The following is a 14851-nucleotide window of genomic DNA, read 5'->3' as shown; positions in this document are numbered from 1 at the left end:
TGCCGTTCGGCAGGAAAGGACAGCGCGCAAATCTGCGCGCTATCTCAATCAATCGGGCCCGATTTACTCAGGCCCGATTTACTTAGGCATGAATGGCGAGCCAGTTGGACAGAACTGCTTCCAGCGCGTCAACCAGCGTTTCGTCTTCCAGCTCTTCGATGATCTCGGCGATGAACGCCTTGATCAGCAGGCCACGCGCCTCGTTTTCCGGAACACCGCGGGCCATCAGATAGAACAGATAGTCCTTGGAAAGCTCGGCAACCGTTGCGCCGTGACCGCAGGCCACGTCATCCGCAAAGATTTCGAGTTCCGGCTTGGCATCGAACTCGCCCTCATCCGAAAGCAAGAGCGTGTTGCAGGCCATGCGGGCATCGGTCTTCTGAGCGATCTGCGCAACGCGGATCATGCCCTGGAAAACGCCGCGCGCACGGTCCTTGACCACATTGCGGATGATCTGGGTCGAACGGGTATTCTCCACCAGATGACCAACCGTCATGGTGATGTCCGTGTGCGTGTCGTCGGCCAGAAGATTGAGGCCACGAAGCTCGAAATCGGAATCTTCACCCGTCACATTGACGTGCACTTCCTGACGAACCAGCTTGCCGCCCGCATTGACGATATAGAGCGTGAGCTTGGAGCCCTTGCCGATCGTCGCATTGAACTGCGAAAGCTGCGTCGCCTGGCCGAAATCGCGCAGGATGACCCAGAGGACTTCTGCACCGTCGCCAACCGAAACATGGCTCACCGACGTGGAGAAAGCATCGCCTTCGCCGCCGTTCTGGCGTTCGATGATCGTTGCCTTAACGTCCGAACCAATGCGAACCGGAAAGCGCGTGTGGCCCTGCCCGGTCTTCTGGATGTTCTGGATTTCGAGAGGCGCTTCCAGCTCCGTGCCGTCGGCAATCGAAATCATCCAGCCGTCGCTGACATAGGCAGCGTTGATCTGGCCGATTGTATCGTCCGTGCCACGTGTCTTGAGCTGGAGAGCCAGCGAACCATCGGCCAGCGCTTCACGCACCGGCGTCAGCGAAACGCCTTCCGGCGCCTTGGCGTCCAGCGCAACGCCATTGCTGGCGGCCAGAATGGTGGAACCGGCAAGCAATGCCGAAAGCGGCTGCGAACCAGCAGAGCTGTCGAATGGCGCAACGCCCTTCAAAAGCGTGCGGAAATCCGTGTAATGCCAGCTTTCAACGCGACGGGACGGAAGTCCGTTGGTCTTGAGCAGTTCAAGTGCCGTATCGCGTGCAACAACGACATCGCCATTACCGGACAAATTGCCGATAAGATCGCCAAAGCTGTCGATCAGCGCGCTTTCAGCAGGCGTCCTCGGCTTTGCGGTCTGAGTGGTCTGGATATTCATAATCCAATCCTCCTCAGGCTGCTTCGCCGATTACTTCGGCATAACCGTTTTCTTCCAGATGCAGTGCGAGGCTCTTGTCGCCAGACTTGATGACCTGGCCCTTGTAAAGCACGTGCACGCTATCGGGAACGATGTATTCGAGCAGACGCTGATAGTGGGTGATGACGATCACGGCGCGATCTGGCGAACGCAGCGCATTGACGCCTTCCGAAACGATCTTCAGCGCATCGATGTCGAGGCCGGAATCGGTTTCGTCGAGCACGCAGAGGCTTGGCTCCAGAAGCTGCATCTGGAGAATTTCAGCACGCTTCTTTTCGCCGCCCGAAAAGCCGACATTGAGCGGGCGCTTGAGCATGTTCATGTCGATGTTGAGGCCGCCGGCAACGTCCTTCACGCGCTTGATGAATTCCGGAATCTTCAGTTCCGGCTCACCACGCGCCTTGCGCTGGCTGTTCATCGCAACCTTCAGGAATTCCATCGTGGCAACGCCCGGTATTTCCATCGGATATTGGAAGGCGAGGAAAATGCCCTTGGCTGCGCGTTCTGCCGGGTCGAGTTCGAGGATCGACTCGCCGTTATAGAGAATGTCGCCTTCGGTCACTTCGTAGTCGTCGCGACCAGCGAGGATGTAGGACAGCGTGGACTTGCCCGAACCGTTCGGACCCATGATCGCAGCCACTTCACCCTTGTTCACGGTGAGGTTCAGGCCACGGATAATCTCGGTATCCGTATCCGCGATCTTTGCATGGAGGTTCTTGATCTCAAGCATGTATGTAAACCTTGTTCTAATGCCAGGAAAAGGCTGGCCAGAAAATCTGATGCGAGAAGGGAGGAATGCGTCGGTTAACCGACGCTGCCCTCAAGCGAGATGCCGATAAGCTTCTGAGCTTCGACGGCGAACTCCATCGGCAGTTCCTGAATGACTTCCTTCACGAAGCCATTGACGATGAGAGCGATAGCCTCCTCTTCCGGAATGCCGCGCTGCATCACGTAGAACAGCTGGTCTTCGGAAATCTTGGAGGTGGTTGCCTCGTGCTCGAACTGCGCCGTAGCGTTCTTTGCTTCGATGTACGGCACCGTATGCGCGCCGCAATCGTTGCCGATCAGAAGCGAGTCGCACTGGGTGAAGTTGCGGGCATTCTCAGCCTTGCGATGGGCTGAAACCTGTCCGCGATAGGTGTTGTTCGACTTGCCAGCCGAAATACCTTTGGAAATGATGCGGCTCGACGTGTTCTTGCCGAGATGGATCATCTTGGTACCCGAGTCGATCTGCTGATAACCGTTCGAAACGGCAATCGAGTAAAACTCGCCGCGCGAATTGTCGCCGCGCAGAATGCAGGACGGGTATTTCCAGGTGATGGCGGAACCGGTTTCAACCTGTGTCCAGGAGATCTTGGAATTATCGCCACGGCAATCGCCACGCTTGGTGACGAAGTTGTAGATGCCACCCTTGCCGCTGCTATCACCCGGATACCAGTTCTGGACCGTCGAATATTTGATTTCGGCGTTTTCCATCGCAACCAGTTCAACCACGGCGGCGTGCAGCTGGTTTTCATCGCGCTGCGGCGCGGTGCAACCTTCCAGATAGGAAACATAGGCGCCTTCATCAGCGATGATGAGGGTGCGTTCGAACTGACCGGTGTTCTTCTCGTTGATACGGAAATAGGTCGACAGCTCCATCGGGCAGCGAACGCCCTTCGGAACATAGACGAACGAACCATCCGTGAAGACAGCCGAATTCAGCGTCGCATAATAGTTGTCCGAAACAGGAACGACCGACGCCAGATATTTCTGCACCAGTTCAGGATGCTCGCGGATCGCTTCCGAAATCGAGCAGAAGATCACGCCCGCCTTGGACAGTTCTTCCTTGAAGGTGGTCACAACCGACACACTGTCGAACACGGCATCGACGGCCACGCGGCCGGACGCATAGACATTGTCGGAAGGATTGCCGTCGATTTCGCTCGGATCGCCCTGCTTGCGGACGCCAGCAAGAATTTCCTGCTCGCGCAGCGGAATGCCAAGCTTTTCGTAGGTTTTCAGAAGTTCCGGATCGACTTCGTCCAGCGACTTCGGGCCGCTCTGGTTCTTCGGGGCCGCGTAATAATAGGCGTCCTGGAAATCGATCTTCGGGTAATCGACACGCGCCCAGCTTGGCTCTTCCATGGTGAGCCAGCGTTCATAGGCCTTCAGACGCCATTCCAGCATCCATTCCGGCTCGTTCTTCTTGGCGGAGATGAAGCGAATGATGTCTTCGTTCAGGCCCTTGGGAGCCTTCTCTGCTTCGATCGTCGTTTCGAAGCCGTACTTGTACTGATCCACGTCAAGGCCGCGGACCTGATCAATGGTCTCCTGCACTGCAGGCATTGGCGTTCTCCATCCTCGTCGGGGTCAAGGCCCGACAGTTGCAAACGTCAAGGTGATATGTCTTGAACAATACCGCCTCAATATAGTGTGCGTGGCCCTTCTTTAAAACCTCTCTAAACTGAATTTCAAGCGCCGGTTTCAAATTTGCCCCTAAAAATGCCGATTAAAATGATCAACTTATTGAAACAGTCCGATGAAATGTATCGCAGGAAAAGCCAATACCGGCTTTGAAGCGTTGATTTTCCTTCAAAAACTCAGGCGTTCAGGCAGAGCAAAGGAATCATCGGCGCTCTTGCCGTCTGCGGGCACGCTCATATGTAGTTCAGCATGGAAGGAAAACCATGATGAGCACCCGTGATCTGCAGGACTATGTGAAATTTCTCGAGCAGCAGGTGAATGATGAGGGCAAAACCATCGAACAGCTGAAGTTCTTTCAGAGCGCCCACGACAAGTTCAATATTTCAAACGCCAGTGCTTCCTCCGATATCGCAGACGATATTGCCAAGCGGGAAGAGTTCAAAACCCGCTATGAAGGCTATATCGCAGCCGCGAAGAAGAAACTCGGCCTCGATTTTTAGATCGAGGCTTTTCTGGTGTGGCGTTCGACGATTGTGCGCAGGACCGCAAGAAACGCGTCCACCGAATCCGCACTCACATCCGGTTCCAGTGAAACACGGATCGCGCCGGGACCATCTTCATGGCCCATGGCGGCCAGCACGTGGCTTGGACCGACCTTGCCTGACGAACAGGCCGAACCCGCCGAAAGCGCTATTCCGCCAAGATCAAAGGCAATCTGAACCGTCTCCGCTTTCTGGCCATCGAGCGAGAAGAATGTCGTATTCGGCAAACGGCTGACCGACTTGCCGTGAATGACGGCACCCGGTGCAATTTCTGCAATGCCCGCTTCCAGTCTGTCCCGCATATCGGAAGACCAGCCGCCCGCATCAAGCCGCTTTTTCGCAGCGGCGGCAGCTGCGCCAAAGCCTGCAATCAGCGGCAAAGCCTCTGTGCCGGCACGGTGCCCTTTTTCCTGCCCGCCGCCACGCACCAGCGCGCGCGGCATCATAAGGTCGGAAACGGCGATAACTGCACCAACGCCCTTCGGGCCGCCGATCTTGTGGGACGAGACAATGAGATAATCGCCGCAATTGTCTGAAATATCGAGCGGAATACGTCCTGCGGCCTGTACAGCATCCACGACATAGATACCGCCAGCAGCCTTCACAATGGCAGCAATTTCCGCCACAGGCTGAATGACGCCGGTTTCGTTATTCGCGGCCTGCACGGCAACCAGCGGCAAACCTTTGCTCTTGTCGTGGGCAGCGAGCGTTTCCGTCAGCACATCCAGCCGTAGAATGCCGTTTTCATCGACGGGCAATGTGGTGATGCTCTCCGCCGCAAACTGGCCGCCAGCGGTCATGCAGGGGTGTTCGGTCGCACTGACATAAAGATGCGAAAGACGCACCGGTGAGCGGCCCATCATGTAGTTCGGCGTCAAAAGCGTGGATGCAGCTTCGGTCGCGCCGGAGGTGAAGAAGACATGTTCGGGCCTGGCATTGACCAGCGATGCAACGTTGCGGCGCGCAGCTTCGACCAGCGCGCGTGCAGCGCGGCCCTCACGATGCACGGAGGACGGATTGCCCGTAATGCCCAAAGCCTCGATGACCGCATTACGCGCTTCATCGAGCAAAGGCGCACTGGCATTATAGTCCAGATACAGCCTCTTGCCGCTCCCGTTCACCGTCCCTATCTCCTAAATAACGTCAAGAATGGTCTTCGAGCGCAATTTCCTTGAATTTTCAATCCGGAAAAGCCTATTAAGCCATTCTACGTGCTGAACTTCAGGTTCAGCCTGTCCAAATTTCAAATCGGTTCTAGAAGCGGCGTCCACCAACGTCAAGTTCGCAGCTTCCGGACCGGTCTTCCCGTTACAAGCGGAGTACACATGCCAGAAGTCATTTTTAACGGACCTGCCGGACGCCTCGAAGGCCGCTATCAGCCTTCCAAGGAAAAGAATGCGCCCATCGCGCTCATCCTGCACCCGCATCCGCAGTTCGGTGGCACGATGAACAACAAGATCGTCTACGATCTGTTCTACATGTTCCAGCAGCGCGGTTTTACGACGCTGCGCTTCAACTTCCGCGGCATCGGTCGCAGCCAGGGCGAATTCGATCATGGCGCAGGCGAATTGTCTGATGCGGCGAGCGCGCTCGACTGGGTGCAGGCCCTGCATCCGGATTCCAAGAATTGCTGGGTTGCCGGTTATTCCTTCGGTTCCTGGATCGGCATGCAGCTTCTGATGCGCCGTCCGGAAATCGAAGGCTTCATCTCGGTCGCACCGCAGCCGAACACCTATGACTTCTCGTTCCTCGCGCCCTGCCCTTCGTCCGGTCTTATCATCCATGGTGATCAGGACAAGGTTGCACCGCCCAAGGACGTGCAGGCGCTGGTGGACAAGCTCAAGACCCAGAAGGGCATCACCATCACGCAGAACACCATTGAAGGTGCCAACCACTTCTTTGCGGGCCACGGCGACCAGCTGATCGAAGAATGCTCGGAATATCTCGACCGCCGCCTGATGGGCGAGCTGGTGGAAGCGCGCCCGAAGCGTCTGCGCTAAGCAAACAGTACAGTCGCAAACCAGATTGACCTGGTCTTATCCGGCGGATCGCTCCGCCGGATTTTTTATGCATAGTGTTTCTCGTCAGGTCGATTCGTTTCTCAGCAGGTGCGCCATGCCGGTCTATGCCCTTCTCGCCATTGCCATCTGCTCTGAAGTCATCGGCACATTGAGCCTCAAAGCCTCGGACGGCTTTAGCCGCCTTGGCCCATCTGTTGTGGTGATCATCGCCTACGGACTGGCCTTTTATTTCTTGTCTCTGACCTTGAAGACCATTCCCGTCGGCATCGCCTATGCTGTCTGGTCGGGGATCGGCGTCACACTGGTCGCGCTGATTGGCTGGCTCGTCTTCGGCCAGAAGCTCGACTTTGCCGCCGTTGCCGGCATGGGATTGATCATCGCCGGTGTCATCGTGCTCAATCTGTTTTCAGGCACTGCACAGCATTGAACAGTCGAAGCTGTTGACGAAACCTGCACAAATTACGTGTTTCCCCAGTCCTTGGGGAGTTTCCTTGTTTTTGGCGGTTGATTGGTGCTAAAGGCCAACTTATCACTTTGTTGTAAGCATCCGCTTACTCCAGTTTCAACTTCGCCTTATCAGTCAGGAAAAAGGAATGTCCGGTTTCAAATCCGATTTTCTTCGCACGCTTTCCGAGCGTGGCTTCATTCATCAGATTTCCGATGAAAGCGGCCTCGACGAATTGTTGGCCAAGGAAACCGTGACGGCTTATATCGGCTTCGACCCGACGGCACCAAGTCTGCACGCGGGCGGCCTTATCCAGATCATGATGCTGCATTGGTTCCAGCAGACCGGCCACAGGCCTGTCGCCCTGATGGGCGGCGGCACGGGCATGGTTGGCGATCCGTCCTTCAAGGACGAAGCACGCAAGCTGATGACCGAAGATACGATTGCCGAGAACATTGCCGGCATCAAGCGCGTCTTCGCGAACTACCTCACCTTCGGTGATGGCGCTACCGACGCGCTGATGGTCAACAATGCCGACTGGCTGCGCAACATCAATTACCTCGAATTCCTGCGCGACGTGGGCCGTCACTTCTCGGTCAACCGTATGCTGTCCTTCGATTCGGTGAAGACGCGCCTCGACCGTGAGCAGTCGCTGTCCTTCCTCGAATTCAACTACATGATCCTGCAGGCTTACGACTTTGTGGAGCTGAGCAAGCGCCACGATATCCGCCTGCAGATGGGCGGCTCCGACCAGTGGGGCAATATCATCAACGGTATCGACCTCGGCCACCGCATGGGGACGCCGCAGCTCTATGCCCTGACCTCCCCGTTGCTGACCACCGCCTCCGGCCAGAAGATGGGCAAGTCGTTGGGCGGCGCCATCTGGCTCAATGCGGAAATGCTGAGCGCCTATGACTTCTGGCAATACTGGCGCAACACCGAAGATGCCGACGTGGAGCGCTTCCTGAAGCTCTACACGACGCTTCCGATGGATGAGATCGCCAAGCTGGCAGCGCTCGAAGGCTCCGAGATCAACGAAGCGAAGAAGATCCTCGCGACTGAGATAACGGCTATTCTGCATGGCCGCGACGCAGCCGAGGAATCCGCCGAAACCGCTCGCAAGACCTTTGAAGACGGCGAGCTGTCTGAAAATCTTCCAACGGTCGGCGTCCACAAGGCGACGCTCAACAGCGGCATTGGCATTCTGGCGCTGATGGTTCTGGCGGAACTATGCACGACCAATGGTGAAGCACGTCGTCATGTCGAAGGCGGCGCTGTGCGCATCAATGACGAACCGGTCACCGATCCGCGCATGATGATCGATGCCGGTGCGTTGAACGATCAGGGTGTCATCAAGCTGTCGCTCGGCAAGAAGCGTCACGTGCTTATCCGCCCGGCCTGATCTGCCAATCAGTATGAATTGAAATGAAAAAGCCGGGCTTAGTGCCCGGCTTTTTTATGCTCGGTAATTCTAACAGAACCGCTTTAGAACTCGAAAATCGAGCGGAAGATACCCGGCGCAATGATCGAGATCGGATTGACGATCACCTGCGGCTGCTTGGCGCTTCCCGAAAGCTTGTAGGTGATGCCGATCAGGCCACGGTCACGACCGTTGCCGAGCAACATGCCCACAATGGGCACTTCCCCGAACAGGCGGTTCACGCCATAGGCTGGCATGAAGGTGCCGGTGATCGCCATATTGCCTTGCTTGTCGTAAAGCGTTCCCTGGAAGGTGGTCCCGACCGATGGCCCGCGCACCACGCCCTTCGACAGGTTTAGATAGCCGTCGCCCTTTTCGATCAGGGAAAAGCCGCGCTCGACATCAACGCGCGACACATCGATATCACGCTTTACTGCCTGATTGAGGCTCGCACCGCCGGTAGCTGGCGGGCTCGAAACGAGCTTGGCCAGACGCGGCTCATTGATGATCGCGAAGTTACGAGCATCGATCTGCCCGCGCAACGGGCCATCGCCCTGCGCTGCAAGACCGACGGTGATCTTGCCACCGCGCATCTTGTCGTAGAAGTCAAAGAAGCGTAGCACCGCGCCCGCATCATTGGACTGGAGCGAGATTGAGCGGGCGTCGCCCTGATCATTGTTAGTGGCGACGAATGACTGACCGGATGCGGTCTGGGCATTGACAGAAACACCAGCAATGCGATTGCCGGAGCTTTCATAAGAAATAGCGACATTGCGCAAGGATTCGCCGTTGAAGCCGCTGACTTCATCCACCTGCGCGCTCACGACCACACGTGGTCCCTTGCTCTTACCGCTGCTGCCCTTGCCGCCCAGATCCGACGCCTGCTTGATCAAAGCGCGCGCGTCGAATTGCGATCCGCGCACGGTGACGCGGTAGCCATTGGCACCCTTGGTGGCCTTGACGGACAGATCGTCATTCCGGTTGAGACGCAACTCGCTGAAATCAGCGGACTGGAAGTCGCCTTTGGCAATCGACAGATTGCCCTTCACGCCGAAGGCATCGCCATTGAAGACCAGATTGGTGATATCGATCTTGCTCTTGTCGTCCGGGTTCTGGACAAAATCGAAAGTCGCCTTGGCCGGAATGCCAGCTCCCTTGCGCCATCCGAGCCATGACAGGTCCACCTGCGTCTTGGCAAGATCGGCAGTGACGTGACGTTTTCCGCCATCCACCATACTCAGGTCGACCGACATAGGCCCCGAAAAGACGGAGTTCAGCCCCGGAAACACCGCGTTGCGGGTCTTGTCGTCGATTTCCAGCTTGATCTTCTGATCGCGTTTCGCGGGGCCGGACAGATCAACCGGCTCGACCATCGTCACCTTGCCGGGCACGCCGTCGAGCTTTGCATCGGCGGTGATGACGGCGGCTGTTTGGTCAACCTTGATCGTGCCTGTGGCATTGCTGACATTCGAGCCGCCAACCGGCTTTGCAATATCCAGATTGTTGAAACCGATATCTGCATTCCATTTCAACGTACCGGGCGGCGGGTCCTTCGACACGGCGAAGCTCACCTTCACCTGCGCCTTGACATCACCTGAGACGTCTTCCGGCAGGAACGGCACGTTTTTCAACACATCAATCGGCTTTTTACCGGCTATCTCCGCGATGGCGGATGCATCGCCCGAAACCGTAATGTCGAGATCGGAAATAACCGGACGCTGCGGGCCCCACGGAATGATCAGCGTGCCGTTGGATACATCCGCTCTTCTGTTATTCGCCGTGTAGACGACGCCTTTGGGGAGCTTGATCGTCGTATGCGCTCCGCGAACCGTGATCACGCCATCCGCATCGCGAACTGGCGGCAATTCACCGACAACATCCAGACGCGTGTCGAATACCTTGAAATCGCCCTTGATTTCATCGCCCGTCAGCGGCGGCGGCAGACCCGGACCGTTGAAGCGTCCCGCAGCCAGCGAAATGTCGATCTGGCTGTCTTTCAGCGTACCGCCGTAGAGGTTTTTCAGCACCCATTCGCGCGCGCCATCCGCCACATCGATGGGCCAGAGATGCTTGGCATCGGCCACCGGCATTTTCGGAATGCGCAGCATGAAGATCATTTCAGGCGAGCCGTTGCCAAAGGCCATGCCGCCCTGCCCGTAAAGCTGGCCATTCTCGGTCTGCACATCGAGATTGGCGAACTGCACTCGCAACTGGTTGGCGAGAAAACGACCAGATATGCGGGTCGCAAAAGAAAGCGGCTGTTCGGTCGATTCAGCAGGCATGCTTGTGGCAGAACTGGTCAGAACCTCGAAACGATAGGCCGGGCCGTCCTGATTGCCCGCATCTTCCGGCTCCGGTCCGAATGCGCCGTTGAACTGCACTTGCAGCCCGCCCAGTTGCAGTTGTGACTGCTTGATCTCGATCTTGCGGCTGCCAACCTGATGCTCAAGGCTTAACAACGCGTGCCCGCGAATATCCTCGACCCGACCCATCTGCATATCGATACCATCGACACCCAGATCGACGCCGAGGCGTTCCGGCTGATCAGATGTCGCCGCCGTACCGGAAAGCGCAACTTTGGCCTGTCCGTCCAGCTCAAAATGCGCCGGGTTGATCCTGTTGTTCACCATGACGGGCGTTACTTCCGGTGGCGATCCAAGCGTCACGGGAATATCATTGATATTGAGCGTAAAGCCTTGAAGGCTGTTATCCGCCACATTGCGATCAATCTTGCCGTCAATCGCTATTCTCTTGCCCTGCCAGAGCAGATCACCCGTAATGGCGATCTTTCCCTGATCTTCGACCAGTCGCGCGCTCTGGATATTGACGGACTGTTGCCCGTCGCCCGCCTTAAAGCGGATCGTGCTATTGAAAATGCTGATGGCACGCGTGTCCTGCTGGCGCAGAAGCTCCACACTCCTGCGCATCGCCGCGAAAATCTGTTCGGACACCGCATCGAAATCGACGATGCCGCGCTCATCATATGGCAGGGATTTCCAGAAACCGTCGCCCTTCGCTTCGGGCATATCGAAAGTCACGCCCTCGACCTCGAGCTGCGCCACACGAACCGAGCCGGTCAGCAGCGGCAAGGGCGCCAGACCAAGGCGCACGGAACGGATACCTTTTATTTCAACGCCTTGCTTGGGGTCAGCCACAGAAACATCGCGTGCTTCCATCGCAACATGGCTGTCCTGATCAAGCGACAATGCGGCGCTGCCAATCGATGCCGTTGCGCCATCGCCCAGCACCCCGATCAAAGCTTTCTGCGCCTCATTGCGCAAAAGCTCGCTGTTCACACCACCACGGAGAATGAGAAAACCAGCACCGCCAACCAGAACAAGCAGAATGCAAATCGAAACGAAAGCATGGGAACAACGCGAAATAAAAGATCGTCCCGAGCGCGGCGGGCCGTCTGCGAGACCATCCGTACCATCAGCGGCCAGACGCTCGATTCTGTCCATTTCCCGCTTACTGAAGCGGATTCGTTTCGGTTTCTCTGTCAATAACCCAGCCGGATATCAAGTGCTGCAATCGACGTTTGTTTCATAAAGTGAATCATGGAACAATCGTATGGAATTGATTTTACTCACCCTTTCCATCTGAGACGGTGCCTGCGGTTCTCGCTTGCGTCCATTTTCCGACATTTCGCCAATCTGCGAAACGATGCGGTTTCCATGGTTGCACAAGCGTCACTCGAATGCGATAGCTCGGACTGTAACAGGTGATTTCCATGCTAATCCATAAAAGAAAGGCACAGATATGGCTCATCCCCAAGTTGGCGAAACGGCACCGGATTTCAGCTTGCCGTCAGATGGACTTTCGGGCGGCGGCCAACTCACCCTGTCATCGCTGAAAGGCAAGCCTGTCGTCCTGTATTTTTACCCCAAGGATGACACGTCCGGCTGCACCAAGGAAGCGATTGCCTTTTCACAGTTGAAGCCGGAATTCGATAAGATCGGCGCACGCGTGATCGGCCTGTCGCCAGACAGCGCCACGAAACATGCCAAGTTTCGCAAAAAGCATGATCTGACCGTCGATCTCGTCGCAGACGAAGAGCGTACCGCGCTTGAAGCCTATGGCGTATGGGTTGAGAAAAGCATGTATGGCCGTAAATATATGGGCGTCGAGCGCACAACCTTTCTGATCGATGCTGCCGGTCACATCGCGCGTGTCTGGAACAAGGTGAAAGTTGCCGGTCACGCTGAAGAGGTCCTCGAAGCGGCGCGCAAGCTTTAAAGCGGCTTCTACTTCAGATGCGTGAGACAAAATCCCCAGAACAAACGCTGCGCGGCAATGCCATTCGTGCCATTGCCGCTGCCGATCTGAATGAAAAAGTGCGCCTCACGCGCGAAACGGCTGCGCGCTGGTTTGGACGCACGCTTTCGGTACGCAGCCCGCTAGATCCGCCCTTACCGGATCGCCCGGGACGTCCGGACAAGCCGGAACTTGTGCCGCCGCGCATGATGAAGAAGCGCTCGCTCCATTCAGAACATGGCCGTATCGCGCTGATGCACGCGCTCGCACATATTGAGCTGAATGCCATTGATCTGGCACTGGATATTGTGGCGCGCTTTGCCGCCAAACCCATTCCGCGCAGCTTTTTCGATGGCTGGATGAAGGTCGCCGATGACGAAGCCCGCCATTTCACGCTGCTGCGCAATCGCCTGAATGACCTTGGCGCGGATTATGGTGACATGCCCGCCCATGACGGACTGTGGCAGTCGGCGCATCAGACGCGCAATGATCTGGAGGCGCGGCTGGCCGTCGTTCCGCTTATACTGGAAGCACGCGGCCTTGATCTAACACCTTCGCTTCTGGAAAAGATGATCGAAACCGGCGACCACCAGACAGCGGCGATACTGGATGTCATCTACAACGATGAGAAGACCCATGTTGCGGTGGGTGCAAAATGGTTTCGCTTTTTCTGCGCGCGTAATCGCATCGACCCTGTCGCCCGTTTTCAGGAACTGGTGCGAACGAATTTTCGTGGCGATCTCAAGCCGCCATTCAACGATCTGGCGCGTGCCGAAGCTGGCCTCACGCCGTCCTTCTATCGCACTTTGTCTCCAGTTTCGATCTGAGGCCATTTCTGGCCCGCATGGCTGGCGCAAGCCACAAATGCAAAGCTTTGTTAACCCTAATAAGTTGTAATCAAACCTAGGGAATCGGTGCGTTTTCTGAAACGTTCCGCCAAACTTCTGCGGTCCTTACCTTCATTCACCAGCTGAATTCAGGTTCCGGGCTGCTCTAATGAGGGGCATGCGGGTGCCATGACAAATAAGCGGGCGAAAACAACGGGAAAGACAGTCTTCGGCGAACGCAAGGAGCCGCCCGTCGTCATTATCGCTCGCGGCGAGAAAATCAGCCATTTTACCTTTCGCCCATGGATGGCCATCGCAGGCGGCGCTGCTTTTCTGGCGCTTTCAGCCGCCTATCTCGGTTCAACTGCCTATCTTGTGCTGCGCGATGATCTGATCAGTTCGGGTATTGCCCGGCAGGCCCGCAATCAGCAGCTTTATGAAGACCGCATTTCCTTGCTGCGCACGGAAGTGGACCGCATCACAAGCCGTCAGATGCTCGATCAGCAAGTCATGGAAAACAAGCTCGCCGAGCTGATGCAGCGCCAGCAGACGCTGAGCGCGCGCGACGGCAAGCTTGCGCCTTTGCTGGAACGCGCCTCGAAGCTGCAACCCATGCCGGATATGCCGTCACAGGCAGCCCCCTTCGCCGAAGAACACAGCCAGCTTATCCCGGACGAAGCGATTGGCGGACGGGACTTTCCCGGCATCGATCCAATCATAACCGGGCCAGTGCCCAAAGACATCAAGCCGGAGCGTCGCGCCGATGCGGGGCCGCTGGGCTTGCGTCTTGCTGGCGGCATGTCGGGTGAATCCACAATCGAAACCTCCGACAAGCTGCTCGCCACCATCAACCAGACCCTGCATCGCATTGAAAGCGAGCAGAATGGCAAGGTGCGCAATCTGGCCGATGCGGCTTCTGAAAAAGCAGACACCATAGTCGATACGCTGAATTCCGCCGGTCTGCGCATCGAAACGTCAGACAGTGCGCATTCCGCCATGGGTGGTCCGCTGATCCCGATTTCCGCGCCAGGCACAGTCATCAACGATTTCGACATGCAGATTCGCAATCTCGACAGCGCGCTGGAGCGGCTCGACAGCGTTCGCAAACAGATCAAGGCAATGCCGCTGGCAAACCCTGCCCCCGGAATGCCGGTGACGAGCCTCTTCGGATATCGCAGCGATCCGTTTTTCGGCAGCGCAGCCTTTCATTCGGGCATCGATTTTCGCGCAGCCTATGGCCAGACGGTGAGAGCCACGGCGGCAGGAACAATCACAAAGGCCGGACGTTTCGGCGGCTATGGCAATATGGTCGAGATCGACCACGGCAATGGCTTTGCCACGCGCTTTGCGCATCTGTCGCAGGTTCTCGTCCACGATGGCCAGAAAATTGCCCGCGGAACGGTCGTCGGACAGGCAGGCAGCACCGGGCGCTCGACCGGTAGTCACCTTCACTATGAAGTTCGCGAGAACGGTCGCCCGGTCAACCCGGTCAATTTTCTGAAAGCTGGCAAGCAGATAGAGCCGCTTCTCTAACAAC

At 56.8% G+C, this 14851-nt stretch carries 12 protein-coding genes; 7 read left to right on the top strand and 5 right to left on the bottom strand.

Translation table 11 applies throughout. The features are described 5' to 3' along the window. Positions 1-82: 82 nt before the first annotated feature. The 3 genes from sufD to sufB all read right to left on the bottom strand — a co-directional run bounded on the left by sufD (position 83) and on the right by sufB (position 3727). Positions 83-1360: a Fe-S cluster assembly protein SufD gene (gene sufD, locus FGI60_RS09770; RefSeq protein ID WP_138785020.1), complete on the bottom strand. Its 1278-nt coding sequence runs from the start codon at positions 1358-1360 to the stop codon at positions 83-85. Between the two features lie 13 nt (positions 1361-1373). After that, positions 1374-2129 (bottom strand): Fe-S cluster assembly ATPase SufC, encoded by a 756-nt coding sequence (sufC, locus tag FGI60_RS09765; protein ID WP_078338532.1) that lies wholly within the window; start codon positions 2127-2129, stop codon positions 1374-1376. 74 nt (positions 2130-2203) lie between these two features. Continuing rightward, positions 2204-3727: a Fe-S cluster assembly protein SufB gene (sufB, locus tag FGI60_RS09760; RefSeq protein WP_078338531.1), complete on the bottom strand. Its 1524-nt coding sequence runs from the start codon at positions 3725-3727 to the stop codon at positions 2204-2206. Between the two features lie 341 nt (positions 3728-4068). Between sufB and FGI60_RS09755 the strand changes: the two genes are divergently transcribed. Further along, entirely contained in the window at positions 4069-4305 is a 237-nt protein-coding gene (locus tag FGI60_RS09755; RefSeq protein ID WP_235889778.1) for a hypothetical protein, read from the top strand. Here the strand turns inward: FGI60_RS09755 and FGI60_RS09750 are convergent. Further along, positions 4302-5468 (bottom strand): cysteine desulfurase family protein, encoded by a 1167-nt coding sequence (locus tag FGI60_RS09750; RefSeq protein ID WP_138785019.1) that lies wholly within the window; start codon positions 5466-5468, stop codon positions 4302-4304. The genes FGI60_RS09755 and FGI60_RS09750 overlap by 4 nt on opposite strands. A 204-nt stretch (positions 5469-5672) precedes the next feature. On the opposite strand from FGI60_RS09750, the gene FGI60_RS09745 reads away from it, so the two are divergent. The 3 genes from FGI60_RS09745 to tyrS all read left to right on the top strand — a co-directional run bounded on the left by FGI60_RS09745 (position 5673) and on the right by tyrS (position 8215). Further along, positions 5673-6347, top strand: coding sequence for an alpha/beta hydrolase (locus tag FGI60_RS09745; RefSeq protein WP_078338528.1), 675 nt, complete (start codon positions 5673-5675; stop codon positions 6345-6347). Positions 6348-6462: 115 nt separating this feature from the next. Next, positions 6463-6795: a DMT family transporter gene (locus FGI60_RS09740; protein ID WP_078338527.1), complete on the top strand. Its 333-nt coding sequence runs from the start codon at positions 6463-6465 to the stop codon at positions 6793-6795. Positions 6796-6961: 166 nt separating this feature from the next. Continuing rightward, positions 6962-8215, top strand: a complete 1254-nt coding sequence (gene tyrS / locus FGI60_RS09735; RefSeq protein WP_138785018.1) for a tyrosine--tRNA ligase — start codon at positions 6962-6964, stop codon at positions 8213-8215. An 83-nt stretch (positions 8216-8298) separates the two neighbouring features. On the opposite strand, the gene FGI60_RS09730 is transcribed toward tyrS, so the two are convergent. After that, entirely contained in the window at positions 8299-11694 is a 3396-nt protein-coding gene (locus FGI60_RS09730; RefSeq protein WP_138785017.1) for a DUF3971 domain-containing protein, read from the bottom strand. Between the two features lie 298 nt (positions 11695-11992). On the opposite strand from FGI60_RS09730, the gene FGI60_RS09725 reads away from it, so the two are divergent. From FGI60_RS09725 to FGI60_RS09715, 3 genes are all read left to right on the top strand, one after another. After that, on the top strand, positions 11993-12469 hold the full coding sequence (locus FGI60_RS09725; protein WP_138785016.1) for a peroxiredoxin: 477 nt from the start codon (positions 11993-11995) through the stop codon (positions 12467-12469). Between the two features lie 17 nt (positions 12470-12486). Then, positions 12487-13314: a ferritin-like domain-containing protein gene (locus FGI60_RS09720; RefSeq protein ID WP_138785015.1), complete on the top strand. Its 828-nt coding sequence runs from the start codon at positions 12487-12489 to the stop codon at positions 13312-13314. Between the two features lie 189 nt (positions 13315-13503). Beyond that, a complete protein-coding gene (locus FGI60_RS09715; RefSeq protein ID WP_138785014.1) occupies positions 13504-14847 on the top strand; it encodes a M23 family metallopeptidase in 1344 nt (447 codons plus the stop codon). Positions 14848-14851: the final 4 nt, after the last annotated feature.

Source organism: Brucella haematophila (assembly GCF_005938105.1).
Classification (GTDB): Bacteria; Pseudomonadota; Alphaproteobacteria; order Rhizobiales; family Rhizobiaceae; genus Brucella; species Brucella haematophila.
This window is presented reverse-complemented; position numbering and strand designations above follow the sequence as displayed.